This window comes from Sphingomonas sp. Leaf37 (genome assembly GCF_920939475.1).
Taxonomy (GTDB): Bacteria; Pseudomonadota; Alphaproteobacteria; order Sphingomonadales; family Sphingomonadaceae; genus Sphingomonas.
The window spans coordinates 335,005-354,862 of the sequence record NZ_CAKLAX010000003.1; the positions used below are offsets into that span (position 1 = coordinate 335,005).

A 19,858-nucleotide genomic window follows, 5' to 3' on the forward strand; every position below is an offset into this window, starting at 1 on the left:
TCGCGCCGTCGATTAGCGACTAGCCGTCGCTGGCCCGTTCGATGTCGGCACCGACGGCGGACAGCTTCTCCTCCAGCCGTTCGTAGCCGCGGTCGAGATGATAGACGCGGCTGACCGACGTTTCGCCCTCTGCCGCCAGTCCGGCGAGAATCAGGCTCATCGAGGCGCGCAGGTCGGTCGCCATCACGGGCGCACCGACCAGCCGGTCGACGCCCTTGACCAGCGCGGTACGACCATGGACCTGCACGTCGGCGCCCATCCGCGCGAGTTCGGGCACATGCATGTAGCGGTTCTCGAAGATCGTCTCGGTCAGCACGCTGGTGCCCGTGGCCTTGCACAGCATCGCCATGAACTGCGCCTGCATGTCGGTCGCGAAGCCCGGATAGGGCGAGGTCGAGATATCGACCGGACCGAGCGGACCGTCCGCCTCGACCAGCACGCCGTCCTTCGTATCGGTCACCGTCACGCCCGCGCTGCGCAGCGCATCGATCGTCGCCTGCATGTCGCCGGCATGTGCGCCGACCAGCTCCAGCGACCCCCCGGTGATCGCCGCGGCGCAGGCGTAGCTGCCCGCCTCGATACGATCGGCCATCACGGCATAGGTCGCTCCGTGCAGGCGATCGACGCCCTCGATCTCGAGGGTATCGGTGCCGATCCCCGCGATGCGCGCACCCATCGCGACCAGACAATTGCACAGGTCGACGATCTCCGGCTCCCGCGCCGCATTCTCGATCACGCTGCTGCCCCTTGCCAGCACCGCGGCCATCACGACGTTCTCCGTCGCGCCGACCGACACGACGGGAAAGCGATAGCGTCCGCCCGATAGACGGCCGCCGGGAGCGACGGCCTTGACGTAGCCCGCCGCCATCTCGAGTTCCGCACCGATCGCCTCGAGCGCCTTCAGATGCAGATCGATGGGCCGGTTGCCGATCGCGCAACCGCCGGGCAGCGACACGGTCGCCTCACCGGCCCGTGCCAGCACGGGGCCGAGCACCAGGATCGACGCGCGCATCTTGCGTACGATATCGTACGGCGCTTCGGTCGAGGTCAGTTTGCCGGCACGGATCGTCATGACGCGGCCGAAATCCTCGGGTCGCGTGCCCTCGATCGCGGTCGAGGCGCCCAGCTGGTTGAGCAAATGCCCGAAACCGTCGACATCGGCCAGACGCGGCAGATTGCGCAGCGTCAGCGGCTCATCGGTGAGCAGCGCACACGGCATCAGGGTGAGCGCGGCGTTCTTGGCGCCGGAGATCGGCAAGCGGCCCGACAGACGATTGCCGCCGCGGATGAGAATACGGTCCATGCAATGCCGTCTAACGTGCTGCTGCGCCCGTGCAAGTTGCCATTCACACGGGTCCGATTGATCGATTTTAATGCAACCATTTCCGGTGTTTGCTTACACTTCTTCCTGAAGAATTGGGGAATTGCACCGCGTGGCCAGCTGTCTCGCCGAACGTCTCGGCGATCTGATCGACCTGTCGGGTAACGAACGGGCGGCACTCGATAAACTGGAGCAGCGCGAGCGCACGCTCCGGCGTGGTGCCGTGCTGCTGCGTGAAAACGACAAAATGTCCGAATTGTTCGTGCTGAAGCGCGGAACGATGATGAGCTATGTCATCCTGCCCGACGGCAGTCGGCAGATCCTGCGCTTCCTGTTCCGCGGCGACCTGATCGCGATGGCCAGCCTTGCCTATCGCAGTTCGCCCGAAACCGTGATGGCCCTGACGGAATGCGCCGTCGCACCGCTGGAGCGCGTGAGCGTCGCCGACCTGACGATCGAACACCCACGCCTCGCGGCATTGTTGATAGCGGTCGACCAGACCGAGCGGGTGGCGTTGACGGATCGACTGGCCGGGATCGGCCGTGCGACGGCCAAGGCGCGGGTGGCGGCTTTGCTGATCACCATGCGCAACCGCCTCCGCATGCTCGATGCCACCATCGGCGACACCTTCACTTTGGGCCTGACACAGGAAGAGATCGGCGATGCCACCGGGCTGACCGCCGTGCACGTCAACCGCATGCTGCGTCAGCTGGAAGAGGACGGGCTGATCGCCCGCGAAGGCGGACGCTTCACCGTGCTCAACGAAGCGGGTCTTGCCAGGACCGGCCACCATGTCGAGCGTGCTGCAGGACTGGAACTCGGCTGGCTACCCGACGCGCGCTGAGATCCGTCGGCAATACATCGCACGCCGCTTACGGGGGTGATGGTCAGTCCCGGATACCCGGCGGCGCGTCGAAGCGCGGACGCCGATCCGGCCTAGGCCTTTTCCAGCGTGCACTGGAGCGGGTGCTGGTTCTGACGGGCGAAATCCATCACCTGCCCGACCTTCGTTTCGGCGACCTCGTACGAGAATACGCCGCACACACCGACGCCCTTTTGATGAACGTGCAGCATCACCCGCGTCGCCTCTTCCATGTTCATCCGGAAAAAACGCTGCAGGCACAGGACAACGAATTCCATCGGCGTGTAATCGTCGTTGAGCATCAGGACGCGGTACGGCGTCGGCTGCTTCGTTTTCGAGCGGGTCTTGGTGGCGAGGCCGGTGCCGGTTCCCTCGTCCGTCCCATCGTCGCGGCGTTCGGCCATGGTGATCGGTTCAGCTGTCATGTGGATCGCCGAAATATGGCATGCCGGGGCGCAGGGGCAAGAGGGCGATGCGTCCCGGACAGGAAAAGGTCGGCACGAAAAGGGCGGCCGCATCGCTGCGACCGCCCCGAACGTCGGTTCCGACGCGTACGGATTACGCGGAGATCTTGATCTTCTCGGCGGCAAGCGCGGCGCGGTTCGACAGCGGCTGCACGACTTCACCGGCGAGCTTCAGCAGCGCCTCGGTGTTGTGCGAGGTCTGCTGCACCATCGCATCGAACGCCGAGCGGACATAGTCCGACTGCAGCTTCATCAGTTCGGTCGGCGACTTCACGCTGCTCATCGTCTTGGCGGCGGCGGTCGCCTCCTCGAACGACTTCTTGGCGAAGGCGGCGGCTTCTTGGCCGATCGCTTCCATGCCGCGCGCGGCGACCTTCGATGCCTCGACCAGCGCCTCGATGTTGCCCTTGCCGAATTCGTTGGCCTCTTCGAACATCTTCTGGCTCTTCTCGACCGCACCCTTGGCGCGCTCGGTGGCGTCGTTGAACACGGTCTGGGTCTTGGCGGTGACGTTCTCGATCGTTTCCATGATGACTTCCTTTACTGCGGTTGACGTAGCGGGAGCGGGCGCTTCTGCGAGCGGGACCGCGACCGGGGCATCGAGCGTTTCGACCACCGGCTCAGGAGACGCCGCGACCGGAACGGCCGGGACGACGGGTTCGGGAAGCGTCGGCGCTGGGGCCGCGGCGGGCGTTGGCGCCGCCGGTGGCCTGGGCGCTGCCAACATCGGCGGCACGGGGCCGGATTCCGCAGGCTTCTCGAAGGGCGCCGGCTTCCTGCCGGTCGGCTTGATCTTGGCAAGCGGGGCAGCGGCGGTTGAATCGACGGTGTCACGCGCGCCGCGCGGACGTCCGGATCTTGCCGGCGATTTAGGGACGTTGCGGTCCAATGATCCTACTCCCGCTATTATGCTGCGGCGCACAATAACGGAAGCGGGGAGATCATTCAAGCATATTTTGTGCAGTGCAACATAGATTGCGGGATCGGGCTGTCATCGTGCGCGTACGTACTCGCCCGGGGCATCACCGAGCGAGGGCAGTGCGCCCTGCCCCGGCACGCGTGGGCCATCCGCTACGACCTCGTTCGCACCGCGCGCGCGCAGCCATTCGATCCAGTCGGGCCACCAACTGCCCTTCGTCTCGGTGGCGCCGGCCACGAAGTCGTCGAGCGTCTGTACGTCCGAATCGTTGGTCCAGTATTGATATTTCCGCGCCGCAGGTGGATTGACCACGCCGGCGATATGCCCCGATCCGGCGAGCACGAAGCGCAGCGGTCCGCGGAACAGGTGCGTGATCTTCCATACGCTGTCCGCCGGTGCGATATGATCCTCCCGGCCCGCCTGGACATAGGCCGGCGTCGTGACCCTGGTCAGATCGAGCGCCTCGCCTGCCACCGACATAGCGCCGGGCTGGACCAGCAGGTTGTCGCGGTACAGGTCGGTCAGATACGACAAATGCCATTTGGACGGCAGGTTGGTGGTATCGCCATTCCAGTGCAGCAGGTCGAACGGCGTGTAATCCGACCCCATCAGGTAATTGTTGGTGACGTAGTTCCAGATCAGGTCGCGCCCGCGCAGCAGGTTGAACGTCGCCGCCATATAACGCCCGTCGAGGAAGCCCTGCGGCGACAGTGCGCCAATGAGGGCCAGCTGCTCCTCGGTAACGAAGTTCTGCAATTCTCCCGCGCGCGAGAAATCGACTTGCGCGGTAAAGAAGGTGGCGCTCGCGACCTTGTCCGCCTGACCACGCGCGGCCAGCAGCGCCAGTGTTGCCGCCAGTGTCGTGCCGGCTACGCAATAACCGATCGTATGCACCGCCGGCACATCCAGAAGCGCGCGGATCGTATCCACCGCATCGACCTGCGCCGCGACGTAGTCGTCCCAGATCACGTCTTTCATCGACGCATCGGCCGACTTCCACGACACCATGAAGACGGTGATGCCCTGTTCCACCGCCCAGCGGATGAAGCTCTTCTCCGGGGTCAGGTCGAGGATGTAGAAGCGGTTGATCCAGGGCGGAAAGATCACCAGCGGCGTCGCCAATACCTGCCCGGTGGCCGGGGTATACTGGATCAGCTCGTATAGCGGCGTCCGCTTCACCACCTTCCCGGGCGTCATCGCCAGGTTGCGTCCCACCTCGAACGCGCCCTCGCTGGTATGCGTCAGCTGGCCCTTGCCGATATCGGCGAGCATGTTCCTGAGGCCATCGAGCAGGTTCTGCCCCTTGGTCGCGATCGTCTTCTCGACCACCTCCGGATTGGTCATCGGAAAGTTCGACGGGCTCATTGCGTCGACCAGCCCCTTGGCGGCGAAGCGCAGCTTGTCCTTCTGCTGGTCGGACACCCCATCGAGCGCGTCGACACCGCGCAGCATGTGATCGGCGATCAGATTGTAGCTGCGGCGAATCCAGTCGAAATAGGGGTCGTCGCGCCACGCCGCCGCCTTGAAGCGTTTGTCGCGCGCGTCGCCATCCGATCCCGGAGGCGGCGCCATCGCAGCGGCGGGATCGACGAAGCGCTGCCAGAGTGCAAGGTTGTCCTTCCAGAAATCCTGCGTCTGCTGAAGCAGCGCCGCATTGCCGAAAGGGCTGGATACCGGCGCATCCGCTGCCTTGCCCGCCTGCATCAGGCCGAGGCCCTGTTCCATCATCATCTGCTGCGCACGACCCATCACCCAGGTCCAATGCTGAAGCTCCGCGAGATCGGGCGCACCGGTCGCGCTGCGGGCGGTCTGGTCGTCGTGTGGATCGGCCATGGCATCCTCTTCCTGACGACATCGTAGCGGCGGCGAATGCGCGTGGGAACCGGATTAGCGTTGCTGGACGATGAGCGCCCGGGAACGATCCGCGCCACCTTGCGCTTGCATCCCGACAATCGGGAGAATCATCATGGAAGACAATCGCATCTGGGCGTTCGAGGAAAGCCTGTGGACCGGCGATGCGTCGCATTACCGCGAACTGGTCGACGACGAATGCGTGATGGTGCTGCCCGAACAGCCGTTCGTGCTCTCGGCGTCGCAGGCGATCGAGGCGGTAGCGGACACGCCGCGCTGGTCAAAGGTGACGTTCAGCGAGCAGCAGGTGATGCGCCCGCAGGAAGGACTCATCACGATCGCCTACAAGGCGGAAGCGACCCGCGAGGGCGCGACCGGCTATGTCGCGTATTGCACCACGACGATGCGACGTCTCGAACATGACGTGTGGCGCGTGGTCCAGCACCAACAGACACCGCCGCTAGCGGTCGGGGGCGCATGACCGCCCGCTGACCCGCATTTCTTATTTTTGTTTTCATTAATTGCGTTAGGCTGTCGATATCTGCGGTAGGACAGAGATGGCATGCTGACGCGACGAACGACGTTGACCGGATTGGCCGCGCTGGGTCTGACGCCCGCATCGGCGCTTGCCGCCACGGCCCCGTCACGCACCCTCGCCAATGCGGAGGCAAGTGCCGGGGCCCGCACGCTCTATGACTATCTGTGGAGCCAATACGGCCGGCATACGCTGACGGGCCAGCAGGAGCAGGGCTACAATTTCGCGAATGCGCAGCGCGAGCTGGCGTATCTGCAGCGGGTTACCGGCCGGGCGCCCGCAATTCTGGGATTCGATTATATCGATCCGCGCGACCATGCCCGCGTCAACGCCCGGGCGCTTGCGTGGGCGCGGAGCGGCGGGATCGTGACCTTTTGCTGGCATTGGGGTGCCCCCGATATCGGCACGGGATACGAACATTCGAAGCAGGACTTCGACGTCGTCGCCGCGCTGAAGCCCGGCACTCCGCAGAACCGGCTGATGCTCGCGCAGATGGATCACATCGCGCGCCTGCTGACGGTGCTGCGCGATGCGAAGGTGCCGGTGCTGTGGCGCCCCTTCCACGAATTCAGCGGCGACTGGTTCTGGTGGGGCAAGCACGGGCCGGACGCGTTCAAGGCGCTCTGGCAGCTGATGTACGATCGTTTCACACGGCAGCACGGGCTGAACAACCTGATCTGGGTGCTGGGATGGGCCGGGCAAAACGTCGACCCGGCCTATTACCCCGGCCGCGACAGGGTCGATATCGCGGGTGCGGACATATACGTTGCGGATCACGGCAATCTTGCGCCGATGTTCGCGGCAGTGAAGGCCATCGTCGGCGACGACGTACCGATCTGCCTGCATGAAAACGGACCGGTGCCGGATCCGGCACTGCTCGGGCCGCAGGCGGACTGGCTGTGGTTCATGACGTGGCACACCCGCTGGCTGACGGGCGCGGACCAGAACACGCCCGCGCAATTGAAGCGCGATTTCGCGAGTTCGCGCTACGTCACCAGGGATGAACTGCCCGCGATGTTGAGGTTCGGGCGATGATGATCGCCGCGATGCTGCTCGCGAGCGTGACGCCGGTACCGGCGGCAACCGCAACGGGCAAGCCGCTGGCCGTCCGTATCGGCGGGCGCGCCGAGCGCGTCGGCGCCGGCTGGCGGCGGCAATGGCCGGGCACCTATGTCGAGGGCGCATTTCGCGGACGTCAGGCGATGTTACGGGTCGGGACGGGCGACATGATCCTGCATGTCCTGATCGACGGCAAGCCGGTGCAGACCCTCGTCAAGCCTGCCGCCGGCCTCTACCGGATCGATGGACTGGCGCAGGGCAGGCATGTGATCCGCGTCGAGGTCGCCAGCGAGAGCCAGTCTGGGCCCACCATTCTCGGCGGGCTGTTCGCCGCACCCGGCGGCACGCCACTGCCCGCGCCGGCCGCCGCGCGGCGGCAGATCGAGTTCATCGGCGATTCGCACACCGTCGGCTATGGCAACACGTCCACCAAACGCGACTGCACCGAGGCGGAGGTCTGGGCGACCACCGATACATCGCAGGGAATCGCCGGCCAGACCGCCCGCCACTACGGCGCCGACTATCGCGTCCATGCGATTTCCGGCCGCGGCGTCGTGCGTAATTACGACGGGTTCAAGGCCGACACGACGGTCGACGCCTATCCCTACGTCCTGTTCGACAAGGCCAGGCGGCCGACCGATACCGGCTGGAACCCGCAATTGTTCGTCATAGCGCTCGGTACCAACGATTTCTCGACCGCGCTGAAACCGGGCGAGCGTTGGCGGACGCGCGAGGCGCTGCACGCCGATTACGAGGCGCGCTTCATGCGCTTCATCCGGTCGCTGCGCGCGACACATCCCGGGGCGCACGTGTTGCTCTGGGCGACCGACCTTGCCGACGGCGAGATCGCGGCGGAAGAAGCCACGGTCGTCAGTCGCCTGACCGCGGAAGGGATGCGCGACATCGGCTTCCTGCGCGCGCCGAAGTTGACCTTTGCAGGATGTCACTACCATCCGTCGGTGGCGGACGACACGCTGATCGCGAAGGCGATCGCGCGATATGCGGACGAACATCGCATCTGGAAATGACCGGGCCGCCACCTCCGCCGCACCACCGGGGAACGGAAACGGTGGTTAAAGAGCCGCGGCGGGCGTAAGACGGCAGGGTCAATTGAAGGTGACCCATGTCCGACGACTTCTACCGCATCAAGCGCCTGCCGCCCTATGTCATCGCCGAAGTCAACGGCATGCGGGCTGCGGCGCGTGCGGCGGGCGAGGACATCATCGATCTCGGCATGGGCAATCCCGACCTGCCGCCGTCCGCGCACGTGCTCGAGAAGCTGATCGAGGTGACGCGCAAGCCCGACGCACACGGCTATTCCCAGTCGAAGGGTATTCCCGGCCTCCGCCGCGCACAGGCGAATTATTACGGCCGCCGCTTTGGCGTCGATCTCGATCCCGAGACCGAAGTCGTGGTGACGATGGGATCGAAGGAGGGGCTCGCCAGCCTCGCCACCGCGATCACCGCGCCGGGTGACGTCGTGCTCGCGCCCAACCCCAGCTATCCGATCCACACCTTCGGCTTCATCATCGCCGGCGCCACGATCCGCGCCGTACCGACGACGCCCGATGAAGCCTATTTCGAAAGCCTGGAGCGCGCGATGGCGTTCACCGTGCCGCGCCCGTCGGTGCTGGTGGTGAACTATCCGTCGAACCCGACGGCGGAAGCGGTCGACCTCGCCTTCTATGAGCGGCTGGTGGCGTGGGCGAAGGAGAACAAGGTCTGGATCATCTCCGACCTCGCCTATTCCGAGCTGTATTACGACGGCAATCCGACGCCTTCGATCCTGCAGGTGAAGGGTGCGAAGGACATTGCGGTCGAATTCACCTCGCTCAGCAAGACGTACAGCATGGCGGGCTGGCGGATCGGCTTCGCGGTCGGCAACAGCACGCTGATCGCGGCGATGACGCGAGTGAAATCCTACCTCGATTACGGCGCGTTCACACCGATCCAGGCGGCGGCATGCGCCGCGCTCAACGGCCCGCAGGATATCGTCGAGACCAACCGTCAGCTGTATCACAAGCGCCGCGACGTGCTGGTCGAAAGCTTCGCGCGGGCGGGCTGGGACATCCCCTCCCCCCGCGCCTCGATGTTCGCCTGGGCGCCGCTGCCGCCGGCGGTCGCGCATCTGGGCAGCCTCGAATTCTCCAAACAATTGCTCACCCATGCCCATGTCGCGGTCGCGCCGGGCGTCGGCTATGGCGAGAACGGCGAGGGCTTTGTGCGGATCGCCCTCGTCGAAAACGAACAGCGGTTGCGACAGGCGGCGCGCAACGTGAAGCGCTACCTGCAATCGATGGGCGTCAACACGCCGGGTCAGTCGCTGGGCCAGAAAGCGGGTTGATCGGGTGCGGGACGGATTTGCATTCTCGACGCGGTTTCGCGTGCGCTACGCCGAGATCGACGGGCAGAAGGTCGTCTTCAATTCGCGTTATCTCGAATATGCGGACGTCGCGGCAACCGACTTTTGGGAATGGACGGGGATCGAGGCGGCTCTGGGTGACGTCTGGCGCCATACCGAATTCCATGTCCGCAAGGCGGAGGTCGATTATCTCAAGCCTTTCGTGTGGGGCGACACCGTCGAGGCGCATGTCCGGATCGCACGGGTCGGCGGCAGCAGCCTGACGATGGCGATGGACCTGACCCATGCCGACACGGGGGTCCTGCACGCGCAGATCGTCATGGTCATGGTGAACGTGCATCTGCCGACCGGACGACCGCTCGCGATCGGCGATACGGTCCGGACCTTTCTGGAAGCGCTGTAGCGCGGCTATTCGTTCGGCTCGACGTCTTCGGGCAGCGCCCAGATCAGGTCGCCCTTTCCCAGCACGCGGCCATCATGGGCATGCACCGCCATCGCGGCGATCGGCCGCCGATCGCGGGTGTCGACAAGGATCGGAAACGCCGGCGCGCACAATTCCCAGCGTTCGCCCCATTGCCGAAGCGCGATCATCGTCGGCAGCAGGGCGTGCCCCTTTTCGGTCAGCGTATAACGAATCTTGCGGCGATCGTCGGGCATCGGTTCGCGTTGCAGGATGCCGTGGTCGACCAGCCGCGCCAGTCGGTTCGCCAGGATGTTACGGGCGATCCCCAGTTCGGCCTGAAATTCCTCGAAATGGTGCAGACCGTTGAATGCCGCCCGCAGGATCAGGAACGCCCAACGTTCGCCCATTGCCTCCAATGCCGCCGGCAGGCTGCATTCGCGCAATGTTTCTCGTAATTTGGGCAGGTCGGCCGGTGTCGCCATGATGATCCTCTTGCGCCTGATCTACCGCATTTCGGCGTGAGCCGAGAAGCCTTTATCGGTTTCCAGTTGCAACCTGCAACTCATATAGGTAGACGGCGGTCTCGTTATAAAGGTTCGGGAGGACCGGTCATGAAGCTTTTCGCCACGCTCGCCATCGCTGCCGCCACGCTGGCCGGCACTGCTGCAATCGCCGCCCCGGCTCCCGCCGACGTTTATGTCGCGGTCCCCGCCGCCCCCTCGACCAAGACGGGCTTTATCACCCGCTCGACTGCATGGCGCTTGCAAGGTCAGGCCTTCGTCGCGGGCCACGCCCCCGAACGCCCCGCGATATTGTGCGAACTGGTGGTACGCCAGATCGGTGCGGTCAGCAGCTTCACCGTCGCGGGCAAACCCTATGACGCGGACCAGCTCGCCAAATGCAACGCCAAGGCCAGGAAGGCGTAAGACCTTCCGCGAGGGCCCGGTGACGACCTAATCGTATCGCCCGACGCAACAAGATGTTGCAAAGCGGCATGACCCTACTCCATGTGGTCGGCGTGCTACGGCAATATGAACTGGTCGACCGCGTGCTCGACTACGACCCGAACGCCGACGAGGCGCTGCTCAACCGCGCCTACGTCTTTTCGATGCAGGCGCACGGCAGCCAGAAGCGCGCCAGCGGCGATCCGTACTTCAGCCACCCGATCGAAGTCGCCGGCATCCTCACCGACCTGAGGCTGGACGACGAGACGATCGCCACCGCGATCCTCCACGACACGATCGAGGATACGGTCGCGACGCCGGAGGAGATCACCCGTCTGTTCGGGCCCAACGTCGCGCGGCTTGTCGACGGCGTCACCAAACTCAGCAAGATCGAGGCGCAAACCGAGAACGAGCGCGCCGCCGAAAACCTGCGCAAGTTCCTGCTCGCGATGTCCGACGACATCCGCGTGCTGCTGGTCAAGCTCGCCGACCGCCTGCACAACATGCGCACGCTCCATCACATCCCCAAGCCCGAAAAGCGGCGGCGGATCGCGAAGGAGACGATGGACATCTACGCGCCGCTGGCGGAGCGGATCGGCATGTACGAGTTCATGAAGGAGATGCAGACGCTCGCCTTCGAACAGCTCGAACCCGAAGCCTATGAATCGATCAGCCGGCGACTGGAACAACTCAAGACCGGCGGCGGCGACCGCATCACCAAGATCGGATCGGGCCTGAAGCTGCTGCTAGGCCGCGCCGGTGTCGAGGCCGAGGTCCACGGTCGCGAAAAGCATCCCTATTCGATCTGGCGCAAGATGAGCGAGCGCCACATCAGCTTCGAACAGCTCAGCGACATCATGGCGTTCCGCGCGATCGTGCCGACGGTGGAGGATTGCTACAAGGTGCTGGGCGTGATCCACCGCCGCTGGCCGATGGTGCCGGGGCGGTTCAAGGATTATATCTCGACCCCCAAGCGCAACGGCTACCGGTCGCTGCACACGTCGGTGATCCATGCCGACAATGCGCGCATCGAAATCCAGATCCGCACCGCAGACATGCATGCGGAGGCGGAATTCGGCCTCGCGGCGCATTGGGCGTATAAGGAAAAGAAGGTCCGCGCCGACAGCCAGCACAGCTGGATCGCCGACCTCGTCGAGATCCTCGACACCGCGGGCAGCCCTGAAGAGCTGCTCGAACACACCCGCATGGCGATGTACCAGGATCGCATCTTCGCGTTCACGCCGAAGGGCGAGTTGATCCAGCTGCCCAAGGGTGCGACGCCGATCGATTTCGCCTATGCGGTTCATACCGACCTCGGCGATCAGGCGGTCGGCGCGAAGATCAACGGCCGCGTCGTGCCGCTGTCGACAGTAATCGAGAACGGCGATCAGGTCCAGGTGTTGCGATCCAAGGGGCAGGTGCCGCAGCCGGGCTGGCTCAACTTCGCGATCACGGGCAAGGCGCTGGCCGGCATCCGCCGCCACCTTCGCCATCGCGAACGCGACGAACTGATCGCGCTCGGCCGCAAGCTGTACGACGATATCGTCCAGCGAATGCCGGCGACGATCGGTCCAGATGCACTGGATCATGCGCTCAAGCGGCTGAAGCTCCCTGACGAGTCCGCGCTGCTGGCATCGATCGCCCGCCGCGGCATCTCCGACGCCGCCGTCATGGAGGCGCTGATGCCCGGCTCTGCCGGCGCGGACATGCGCCTGCTTGCCCCGCAGTCGACCGCGATCTCGATCAAGGGGCTGACCGCGGGCGTCGCGTTCGACCTCGCGGAATGCTGCCATCCCGTGCCGGGCGACCGCATCGTCGGTCTGCGCCGCCCCGATGCGGGGATCGAGGTGCATGCGATCGACTGCCGCGTCCTCGCCGAACTTGCCGAGCGCGGCGCGGACGAAACCGACTGGGTCGACGTCGATTGGGGCGACAAGAGCGACGGCGCGGTGGCGCGGATCGCGGTGCAGGTGAAGAACGAACCGGGCGCCTTGGGTATCGTCTCGACGATCATCGGTGCGCACCGGGCGAACATCATCGCGCTACGGCTCGATACGCGCGATTCGATGTTCCACACCAACGTCATCGACGTCGAGGTCCACGACATCCACCAGCTGATGCGCCTGATCGCGGCCCTTCGTGCGGCGGATGCGGTGAACGCGGTGGACCGGGTCTGATCGCATCGGCCGTCATTCCGCATGTGGAACAACTCTGGCCTGATGGCTTTATAGGGTCGTCACCGGGAGAGCATCATGATCCGCCGCTACACCGCCGCCCTGTTCGCGGGCGCCATCTTCATCGCGCCCGTCACGCCTGCCGCCGCACAAGGGACCGTGCGCTCCATTTCGGAAACCGACAAGGCGCAGGGCAGTCAGGCGCATCCGCAGCTGATGGCCGAGTTCGGCGGTGCCTATAAGGGTCCGCAGGCCGCCTTCGTCGAGCGCGTCGGCAAGCGCGTCGCGGTCCAGTCCGGCCTGTCCAATGCGCAGGGCGACTTCACGGTCACCCTGCTCGACTCGCCGGTGGAGAACGCCTTTGCGATCCCCGGCGGCTATGTCTACGTCACGCGCCAGCTGCTCGCGCTGATGAACAGCGAGGCCGAACTGGCATCCGTCCTGGGTCACGAGGTCGGCCATGTCGCCGCCCGCCATGCCGCCGGCCGGCAACGCACCTCGACGATCGGCGCGGTACTGGCGGGCGTGGTCGGCACCGCCGCCGGCAATTCGACGCTGGGTCGCCTCGCCGGCGGCGGCGCACGGACGGCGGCACAGCTCGTGACGCTGAAATACGGCCGCGATCAGGAATATCAGGCGGATGCGCTCGGCGTTCGCTATATCGCTGCGGCGAACTACAATCCCTATGCCGCCGCCGACATGCTCTTCTCGCTCGACCAGTCGAGCGGCATCGCGGCGCAGTCGAGCGGTACCGCGCGTACCCTCCCCGGCTGGGCCTCGACGCATCCCAACGGTCCCGATCGCGTGGCACGCGCCGAACAGCTCGCCAAGGCTACCGCAAAGACGCGCCCGGCAGCGACGCAGGACACCGCCTTCCTGCGCATGCTCGACGGGCTGCCCTATGGCGACGGCAAACAAGGCAAGCAGATGATCCGCATCGTCACCGTGGGGCCGCGCGACACCGTCGCGACGCTTTCCGCACGGATGGCGGTGCCCGACCTGAAGCAGGAGCGGTTCGAGGTCCTGAACGGGCTGACGGAGGACACGCCGGTACGTCCCGGTATGCTGGTCAAGCTGGTAGTCGCCCGCTGACCGTTCACCGCTAGGCCACGTTACGTATGGATGAGGCTCCCCCGACCGGCTAAGGGGGAGCATCATGTATCGCCCCGCGTTGTCCATCGTCATCCCGTGCTATAACGAAGCCGCCTGTCTGGAACTGTTGCACGCGCGTGTGTCCGCCGCAGCGAAGACGGCAGTGGGCGACGATCATGAGATCGTGCTGATCAACGATGGCAGTCGCGACGACAGCTGGGCGGTCATGCAGCGCCTGTCCGCTGCCGACCCCCGGCTGGTCGCGGTCAACCTGTCGCGCAATCATGGGCACCAGCTCGCGCTGACCGCCGGGCTCGATCTGTGTTCGGGCGAACAGATCCTGATCATCGACGCCGACCTGCAGGACCCGCCCGAACTGCTGACCGACATGCGCGCGACGATGGCGGCGCAAGCGGCGGACGTCGTCTATGCGGTGCGCCGCAAGCGGCAGGGCGAGACGATCTTCAAGAAGGCGACGGCCGCCGCTTTCTATCGCGTGCTCGACCGGGTGACGGATACGCCGATCCCGCTCGACACCGGCGATTTCCGGCTGATGAGCCGACGCGCGCTGGATGCCTTGCTGTCGCTGCCCGAACAGGCCCGCTTCATCCGCGGCATGGTCGCATGGGTCGGGTTCCGTCAGGTGCCCTTTCCCTACGATCGCGCCGAACGGCATGCGGGCGAGACCAATTACCCGCTCGGCAAGATGGTAAGGCTGGCATTCGATGCGGTCACGGGTTTCTCGACCGCACCGTTGCGGTTCGCCAGCCATGCATCGGTGATCCTGGCTGGTGCATCGCTGCTCCTGCTCTTTTACATCCTGTGGGGTTTCTTCGAGGGATCGCCGGTGCAGGGCTGGACCTCGACGATGCTCGTCGTAACCGTATTGAGCGCGGTGCAGATGTTCGTGCTGGGGATGATCGGCGAATATCTTGGCCGCCTCTACATCGAATCGAAGCGACGCCCGCTGTATCTGGTCGCCGACATCGCCGGGCCGGTGAAGGGACATTCCACCCTGGGCTTCAACGCCGCGGAGCCGTCCCCGGAGTTCGAGGTGACGGCGCAGCGGGAAGCGGCGGAGTAAGCCCTCCCGGTCCCGCCTCGCAAAGCGGGAGTTTAGAACCGTTCTCGCGAGGCACTCCGTTCAAAGCTCCCTTATCGCAGGCAAGCGCTGTTCAGGATTTCGGCTCCGCGAGCGTGACGATCGACACCCCCGGCGTCAGCGGCACGCGGCCGACCGCATGCCGTTCCAGCCGGAAGATCGTCTCGAACAGCGCGTTGAGCGGTTTGGCGGGAGGCGAATCGTCGCTGTCGTCGCGGCCCGTCAACCGGCCGGCGATACGCGCCGCCGCGGCGAGCGGGAACAGCAGCGAATTGAAATACGTCAGCTTGCGGGGTTTCAGGCCGGCGGCCTCGATCGCCGTCACCAGCGATCCCTTGGAATAACGGCGATGGTGATGGTTCACCACGTCATGCGCGCTCCACAGCCATTGATGGGCCGGCACCGCGATCAGGATCTTGCCGCCGGGCTTGAGCAGGCTCTCCATACCCTTCAGCGCGGCGACGTCATCCTCGATATGCTCGACCACGTCGAGCACCGCGATCAGGTCGTACGCCCCACGCGCCACGCCGGGCAACTCAGGCAACCGCGCGTCGCCGACCGGCTTGCCGAGACGCTCGCTCGCGATCTCGCGCGCCGCCGGGTCGATCTCGATCGCGTCCACGTCGCCGAACGTCGCCAGCATCGGCAGATTGTGCCCGGTGCCGCAGCCGATCTCCAGAATACGCGCGCCCTTCGGCACATTGCCGTACCGCGTCAGGTAATCGCTCAGGATGTCACGACGGGCGCGATACCACCAATGCGTGGAATCATGCGCCGCCATGCGGTCGTAGACGATGCGATCCATATCTTATCCGAATACCCACTGGCGATTGAGCGCGAAGGTGGCGAGCGGCGTGATCAGCACCACCGGGATCAGCGCGACCCACGGCGGCTGGTGCAACAATCCCGTCGCCAGCCAGGTGAAGCCGGCATTGAGCAGCAGGCCGAAGCTCTGCACCGCCAGAAACTTCACATGCTGGCGCCCGCTGGTATCGCGCGTGCCATGGCCCTTGAAGCTCCAGGCGCTGTGCAGGAAGAATCCCGCGATCACCGCTATAAGGAATGCGGGCGGCACCGCCAGCACCGCCAACCGATGCGGCAGCACCCAGGCGGTCAGCGGCAGGTACACCGCGGAATAGATCAGCGTCGATATGCCGCCGGCGATACCGAACCGGACGATCTGCCCGAACATGCCGCTGCGGCGGAGCGCATCGATCCGTGCCTGAACGCCCCTCGCCACCAGTGCTTCCCTCGCCATCGGCCACGCCCTAAAGGCAATACGCCGGGAACGAAACGGTCAATTGAAGGTCGCGCACGTTGAACACACCTCCCCGCGGCCGGTTGGCCGACGAGATCGACCGGCACTGGATCGCGCTGACCCTGATCGCGTGGCTCGCGGTGGCGATCTGGTACGTGTGGAGCGACTGGAATCTGGTGCGCTGGCTGTCGCTGGGCGACACCGACGACAACATGCGCCTGATGCAGGTCCGCGCATGGCTCGGCGGCCAGGGCTGGTACGACCTGCGCAACTATCGGCTCAATCCGCCGGTCGGCTTCGACATCCACTGGAGCCGCATCGTCGATCTGCCGCTCGCCGGCCTCATCCTGTTCTTCCGCCTGTTCACCAGCAACTTCTGGGCGGAACGGCTCGCGTGCGGCATCGCGCCGCTGATCCCGCTATCGATCACCATGCTCGGCGTGGCCGTCACCGTCCGCCGGCTGATCCATCCCCTGGCGTGGCCGCTGGCGATCGTCTTCCTGCTCGGCACCGCCGCAACGATGCTGATGTTCCTGCCCGAACGCATCGACCATCACGGCTGGCAGCTCGCGATGCTCAGCCTCACTGTCGCCGGCCTGTGCGATCCGAAAGGCGCACGCGGCGGCCTGATGGTCGGCCTCGCCAGCGCGGTCAGCCTGTCGATCGGGCTGGAGATGCTGCCCTATTGCGCGATGGCCGGCGCGATCCTCGCGCTGCGCTGGGTCTGGGACCGCGCCGAATCCATGCGGCTACAGGCCTATGCCCTCAGCCTCGGCGGCGGCAGCGCCTTGGGCTTCGCCGCCTTCGCCTCCAACGCCAATTACGCGATGCGCTGCGACGCGCTGACGCCGGTCTGGCTCAGCGTCACCGTCGCGGCGGGCGCGCTGCTGTTCCTGCTCGCCCGGCTCAACCCCGCCTCGCGCGGCGTCCGCATCGGCCTGTCGGTCGCCGCCGGCGCGGTGATCGTCGCGGGCTTCGTCCACTTCTTCCCGCAATGCCTCGGCCGCCCCGAAGGCGTCTCGCCCGAGCTGGAGAAGAACTGGCTCAACAACGTCCGCGAAGCCAAGCCCATCTACAAACACCCCTTCCGCCTCGGCTTCCCGATCGCCGCGCTGCCGATCGTCGGCGTGTTCGGCGTCATCCTCGGCGCGTGGCGCGCACGTGGGACTCGCGCGCTGATCGGCTGGACCGCCGTCGCGCTGTTCGTCACCTTCGCCTGCCTGATGCTGCTGTGGCAGGTCCGCGCCGGCCCCGCGGCGCAATTGCTCGCCGTACCGGGCGCGACCCTGCTCGGCTGGATCGTCCTGCCCTGGCTGCTCAACCACCGCTCGATGCCGGTACGCGTCGGCGGCACGGTGGCGGCATTCCTGATCGTCTCCGGCCTGTTCGCCGGGCTGATCATCAAATACCTGCCCGTCGACCGCCCCAACGCCTATACCAAACGGGTCAACGGCTCGACCGGCAATTGCGTCCGCTACACCGTGCTCAAGGCGCTCGACCGATACCCGGCGCAGACGATCTTCACCTTCACCGATCTCGGCCCTCGGCTGATCACCGTGACCCACCACGACGCCATCGCCGGCCCCTATCACCGCAACGGCGATGCGATCCTCGACGTCCAGCACGCCTTCGGCCGTTCGGCCAACGAAGCGCATGCCATCATCCGCCGCCACGGCGCGACGATGCTGATGGTCTGCCCCAACCATTCGGAATCGACCAACTACCGCGCGCGCAACCCCGGCGGCTTCTACGACCAGCTCGCCCACGGCGAAGTACCAACGTGGCTCACCCCCCTGCCCCTGCCCAAAGGCTCGCCGCTCCGGCTGTTCAAGGTCGATTGAGCGGCCCGCGCAGCGTAGAAAAAAGAGTTTTCACGCGGAGGCGCGGAGGCGCGGAGACGGCGAGCACGCGGCCAGGCCATCCATCCTCACGTTTGTTGCAGAAGCGAAAGGCTGCGCCGCGCGAAACACCCTCCGCGTCTCCGCGTCTCCGCGTGAACCACCTTCTTAAAGCACGGCCTACCGCAAGCTGACCTGCAACCCGTCCATCACGAACTGTACCGCCAGCGCCGCCAGCAGCACGCCCAGCAGCCGCGTGATCACCGCCTCGATCCGCGCGCCCAGCAACCGCATCAGCGGCCCCGCCGCCAGCAATGCGGCGAGCGTCAGCAGCAGGATCGCGCCCAAAGCGGCGAGCACGACCGCGGTCGCCTCGATTCCATTGGTGCGCGCCATCAGCAGCATCACCGATGCGATCGATCCCGGTCCGGCGATCATCGGCATCGCCATCGGGAAGATCGACACGTCCTCCACCTCGGGATCGGCAGCCACGACTGCGGCCCGATCCTCACGTCGCTGCGTGCGCTTCTCGAACACCATTTCCAGCGCGATCAGGAACAGCATGATGCCGCCGGCGATGCGGAAGCTCGCGAGACTGATGCCCAGCCCGTGCAACAGGTCCTCGCCGACCAGCGCGAACACCAGCAGGATCGCCGATGCGACGCCGACCGCACGGAACGCCATCGCGCGTCGCTGCGTCGGGGATGCGCCCGACGACAGCCCGGCATAGATCGGCGCACAGCCGAGCGGATCGATGATGACGAAGAAGGTGATCAGCGTCGTGACGAACAGCTCGATCACAGCATTGCCTCCACCCCGTCGCGCCGGCAGGCGGAGACATAGGTGTTGCGGATCAGGCAGGCGATCGTCATCGGCCCGACCCCGCCCGGCACCGGCGTGATCGCTCCCGCGACCTCCCGTGCCGAGGCGAAGTCGACATCGCCGACCAGTCCTGCGTCGGTGCGATTGATGCCGACGTCGATGACGGTCGCGCCGGGCTTGATCCAGTCGCCCTTGATGAATTGCGGAATGCCGACCGCGGCGACGACGATGTCCGCCTGTCGGGTATGTGCGAACACGTCGCGGGTGCGGCTATGGACGATCGTGACGGTGCAGCTCTGCTGGAGCAGCAATTGCGCCATCGGCTTGCCGACGATGTTGGACCGGCCAACGACCACCGCCTCCAGCCCCGCCAGATGCGGGTGGATGTCCTTCAGCAGCATCAGGCACCCCAGCGGCGTGCACGGCACGAACCCCTCCGCCCCGATCGCCAGTCGCCCGGCGTTGACCGGGTGGAATCCGTCGACATCCTTGTCCGGATCGATCGCGAGCAGCACCGCCTGCGCATCGATATGCGCGGGCAACGGCAACTGGACGAGGATGCCGTCCACTGCCGCATCGACGTTCAGCCGCTCGACCAACGCGAGCAATGTCGCGGAATCGGTATCGGCAGGCAGGCGATGCTCGAAGCTTTCCATGCCGGCGTCGCGCGTCGCCTTGCCCTTGTTGCGGACGTAGACGGCGGACGCAGGGTCCTCGCCGACCAGCACGACGGCGAGGCCCGGCGCACGGCCGGTGTGCTCGCGGAAGCTGGCGACATGGGCGGCGATGCGGGTGCGCAGGGCGAGGGCATGCGCCTTGCCGTCGATGATCGTGGCGGTCATGCTGCGGCCC

At 65.7% G+C, this 19,858-nt stretch carries 20 protein-coding genes; 11 read left to right on the forward strand and 9 right to left on the reverse strand.

What is annotated here, in order from left to right:
- Positions 1–19: 19 nt before the first annotated feature.
- Entirely contained in the window at positions 20–1,303 is a 1,284-nt protein-coding gene (gene murA / locus LRA87_RS11315; protein ID WP_230631570.1) for a UDP-N-acetylglucosamine 1-carboxyvinyltransferase, read from the reverse strand.
- Positions 1,304–1,433: 130 nt separating this feature from the next.
- Here murA and LRA87_RS11320 point away from each other — a divergent pair, with 130 nt between their 5' ends.
- A complete protein-coding gene (locus LRA87_RS11320) occupies positions 1,434–2,165 on the forward strand; it encodes a Crp/Fnr family transcriptional regulator (protein WP_230631571.1) in 732 nt (243 codons plus the stop codon).
- 92 nt (positions 2,166–2,257) lie between these two features.
- On the opposite strand, the gene clpS is transcribed toward LRA87_RS11320, so the two are convergent.
- The 3 genes from clpS to LRA87_RS11335 all read right to left on the reverse strand — a co-directional run bounded on the left by clpS (position 2,258) and on the right by LRA87_RS11335 (position 5,399).
- Positions 2,258–2,587, reverse strand: coding sequence for an ATP-dependent Clp protease adapter ClpS (gene clpS, locus LRA87_RS11325; RefSeq protein WP_230632256.1), 330 nt, complete (start codon positions 2,585–2,587; stop codon positions 2,258–2,260).
- Between the two features lie 154 nt (positions 2,588–2,741).
- A complete protein-coding gene (locus LRA87_RS11330; protein ID WP_230631572.1) occupies positions 2,742–3,176 on the reverse strand; it encodes a phasin family protein in 435 nt (144 codons plus the stop codon).
- Positions 3,177–3,638: 462 nt separating this feature from the next.
- Complete coding sequence (locus LRA87_RS11335; protein ID WP_230631573.1) at positions 3,639–5,399, reverse strand: PHA/PHB synthase family protein; 1,761 nt, start codon at positions 5,397–5,399, stop codon at positions 3,639–3,641.
- 133 nt (positions 5,400–5,532) lie between these two features.
- Between LRA87_RS11335 and LRA87_RS11340 the strand changes: the two genes are divergently transcribed.
- The 5 genes from LRA87_RS11340 (at position 5,533) to LRA87_RS11360 (ending at position 9,776) form a co-directional block, all read left to right on the forward strand.
- Entirely contained in the window at positions 5,533–5,898 is a 366-nt protein-coding gene (locus LRA87_RS11340; protein ID WP_230631574.1) for a DUF4440 domain-containing protein, read from the forward strand.
- Between the two features lie 81 nt (positions 5,899–5,979).
- Positions 5,980–6,987, forward strand: a complete 1,008-nt coding sequence (locus tag LRA87_RS11345) for a glycosyl hydrolase (protein WP_230631575.1) — start codon at positions 5,980–5,982, stop codon at positions 6,985–6,987.
- Positions 6,984–8,039 (forward strand): SGNH/GDSL hydrolase family protein, encoded by a 1,056-nt coding sequence (locus LRA87_RS11350; RefSeq protein WP_230631576.1) that lies wholly within the window; start codon positions 6,984–6,986, stop codon positions 8,037–8,039. Before LRA87_RS11345 ends, LRA87_RS11350 begins: the two co-directional genes overlap by 4 nt.
- A gap of 95 nt (positions 8,040–8,134) precedes the next feature.
- Positions 8,135–9,355 carry an LL-diaminopimelate aminotransferase gene (locus tag LRA87_RS11355; protein WP_230631577.1) on the forward strand — a complete coding sequence of 407 codons (1,221 nt, stop codon included), beginning with the start codon at positions 8,135–8,137 and terminating at the stop codon, positions 9,353–9,355.
- A gap of 4 nt (positions 9,356–9,359) precedes the next feature.
- Positions 9,360–9,776, forward strand: a complete 417-nt coding sequence (locus LRA87_RS11360) for an acyl-CoA thioesterase (RefSeq protein ID WP_230631578.1) — start codon at positions 9,360–9,362, stop codon at positions 9,774–9,776.
- 5 nt (positions 9,777–9,781) lie between these two features.
- Here the strand turns inward: LRA87_RS11360 and LRA87_RS11365 are convergent, their stop codons facing one another.
- Positions 9,782–10,258: a winged helix-turn-helix transcriptional regulator gene (locus tag LRA87_RS11365; protein WP_230631579.1), complete on the reverse strand. Its 477-nt coding sequence runs from the start codon at positions 10,256–10,258 to the stop codon at positions 9,782–9,784.
- A gap of 129 nt (positions 10,259–10,387) precedes the next feature.
- Here LRA87_RS11365 and LRA87_RS11370 point away from each other — a divergent pair, with 129 nt between their 5' ends.
- The 4 genes from LRA87_RS11370 to LRA87_RS11385 all read left to right on the forward strand — a co-directional run bounded on the left by LRA87_RS11370 (position 10,388) and on the right by LRA87_RS11385 (position 15,070).
- Positions 10,388–10,702, forward strand: a complete 315-nt coding sequence (locus tag LRA87_RS11370) for a CC_3452 family protein (RefSeq protein WP_230631580.1) — start codon at positions 10,388–10,390, stop codon at positions 10,700–10,702.
- Between the two features lie 92 nt (positions 10,703–10,794).
- Entirely contained in the window at positions 10,795–12,897 is a 2,103-nt protein-coding gene (locus LRA87_RS11375) for a RelA/SpoT family protein (protein WP_230632258.1), read from the forward strand.
- Positions 12,898–12,972: 75 nt separating this feature from the next.
- The gene (locus tag LRA87_RS11380; protein ID WP_230631581.1) at positions 12,973–13,986 is read left to right on the forward strand and encodes a M48 family metalloprotease; all 1,014 of its coding nucleotides are present in this window, start codon (positions 12,973–12,975) and stop codon (positions 13,984–13,986) included.
- A 64-nt stretch (positions 13,987–14,050) separates the two neighbouring features.
- A complete protein-coding gene (locus tag LRA87_RS11385; RefSeq protein ID WP_230631582.1) occupies positions 14,051–15,070 on the forward strand; it encodes a glycosyltransferase family 2 protein in 1,020 nt (339 codons plus the stop codon).
- A gap of 91 nt (positions 15,071–15,161) precedes the next feature.
- Here the strand turns inward: LRA87_RS11385 and LRA87_RS11390 are convergent, their stop codons facing one another.
- Together LRA87_RS11390 and LRA87_RS11395 are read right to left on the reverse strand one after the other, a co-directional pair.
- Entirely contained in the window at positions 15,162–15,893 is a 732-nt protein-coding gene (locus LRA87_RS11390) for a class I SAM-dependent methyltransferase (RefSeq protein ID WP_230631583.1), read from the reverse strand.
- Positions 15,894–15,896: 3 nt separating this feature from the next.
- Positions 15,897–16,280 (reverse strand): GtrA family protein, encoded by a 384-nt coding sequence (locus LRA87_RS11395; protein ID WP_230632260.1) that lies wholly within the window; start codon positions 16,278–16,280, stop codon positions 15,897–15,899.
- 125 nt (positions 16,281–16,405) lie between these two features.
- Between LRA87_RS11395 and LRA87_RS11400 the strand changes: the two genes are divergently transcribed.
- Entirely contained in the window at positions 16,406–18,187 is a 1,782-nt protein-coding gene (locus tag LRA87_RS11400; protein WP_230631584.1) for an AcrB/AcrD/AcrF family protein, read from the forward strand.
- Positions 18,188–18,364: 177 nt separating this feature from the next.
- Here the strand turns inward: LRA87_RS11400 and LRA87_RS11405 are convergent, their stop codons facing one another.
- Positions 18,365–18,985 (reverse strand): MarC family protein, encoded by a 621-nt coding sequence (locus LRA87_RS11405; RefSeq protein WP_230631585.1) that lies wholly within the window; start codon positions 18,983–18,985, stop codon positions 18,365–18,367.
- Positions 18,982–19,848 (reverse strand): bifunctional methylenetetrahydrofolate dehydrogenase/methenyltetrahydrofolate cyclohydrolase FolD, encoded by an 867-nt coding sequence (folD, locus tag LRA87_RS11410; RefSeq protein ID WP_230631586.1) that lies wholly within the window; start codon positions 19,846–19,848, stop codon positions 18,982–18,984. The genes LRA87_RS11405 and folD overlap by 4 nt, the downstream gene beginning before the upstream one ends.
- Positions 19,849–19,858 lie beyond the last annotated feature (10 nt).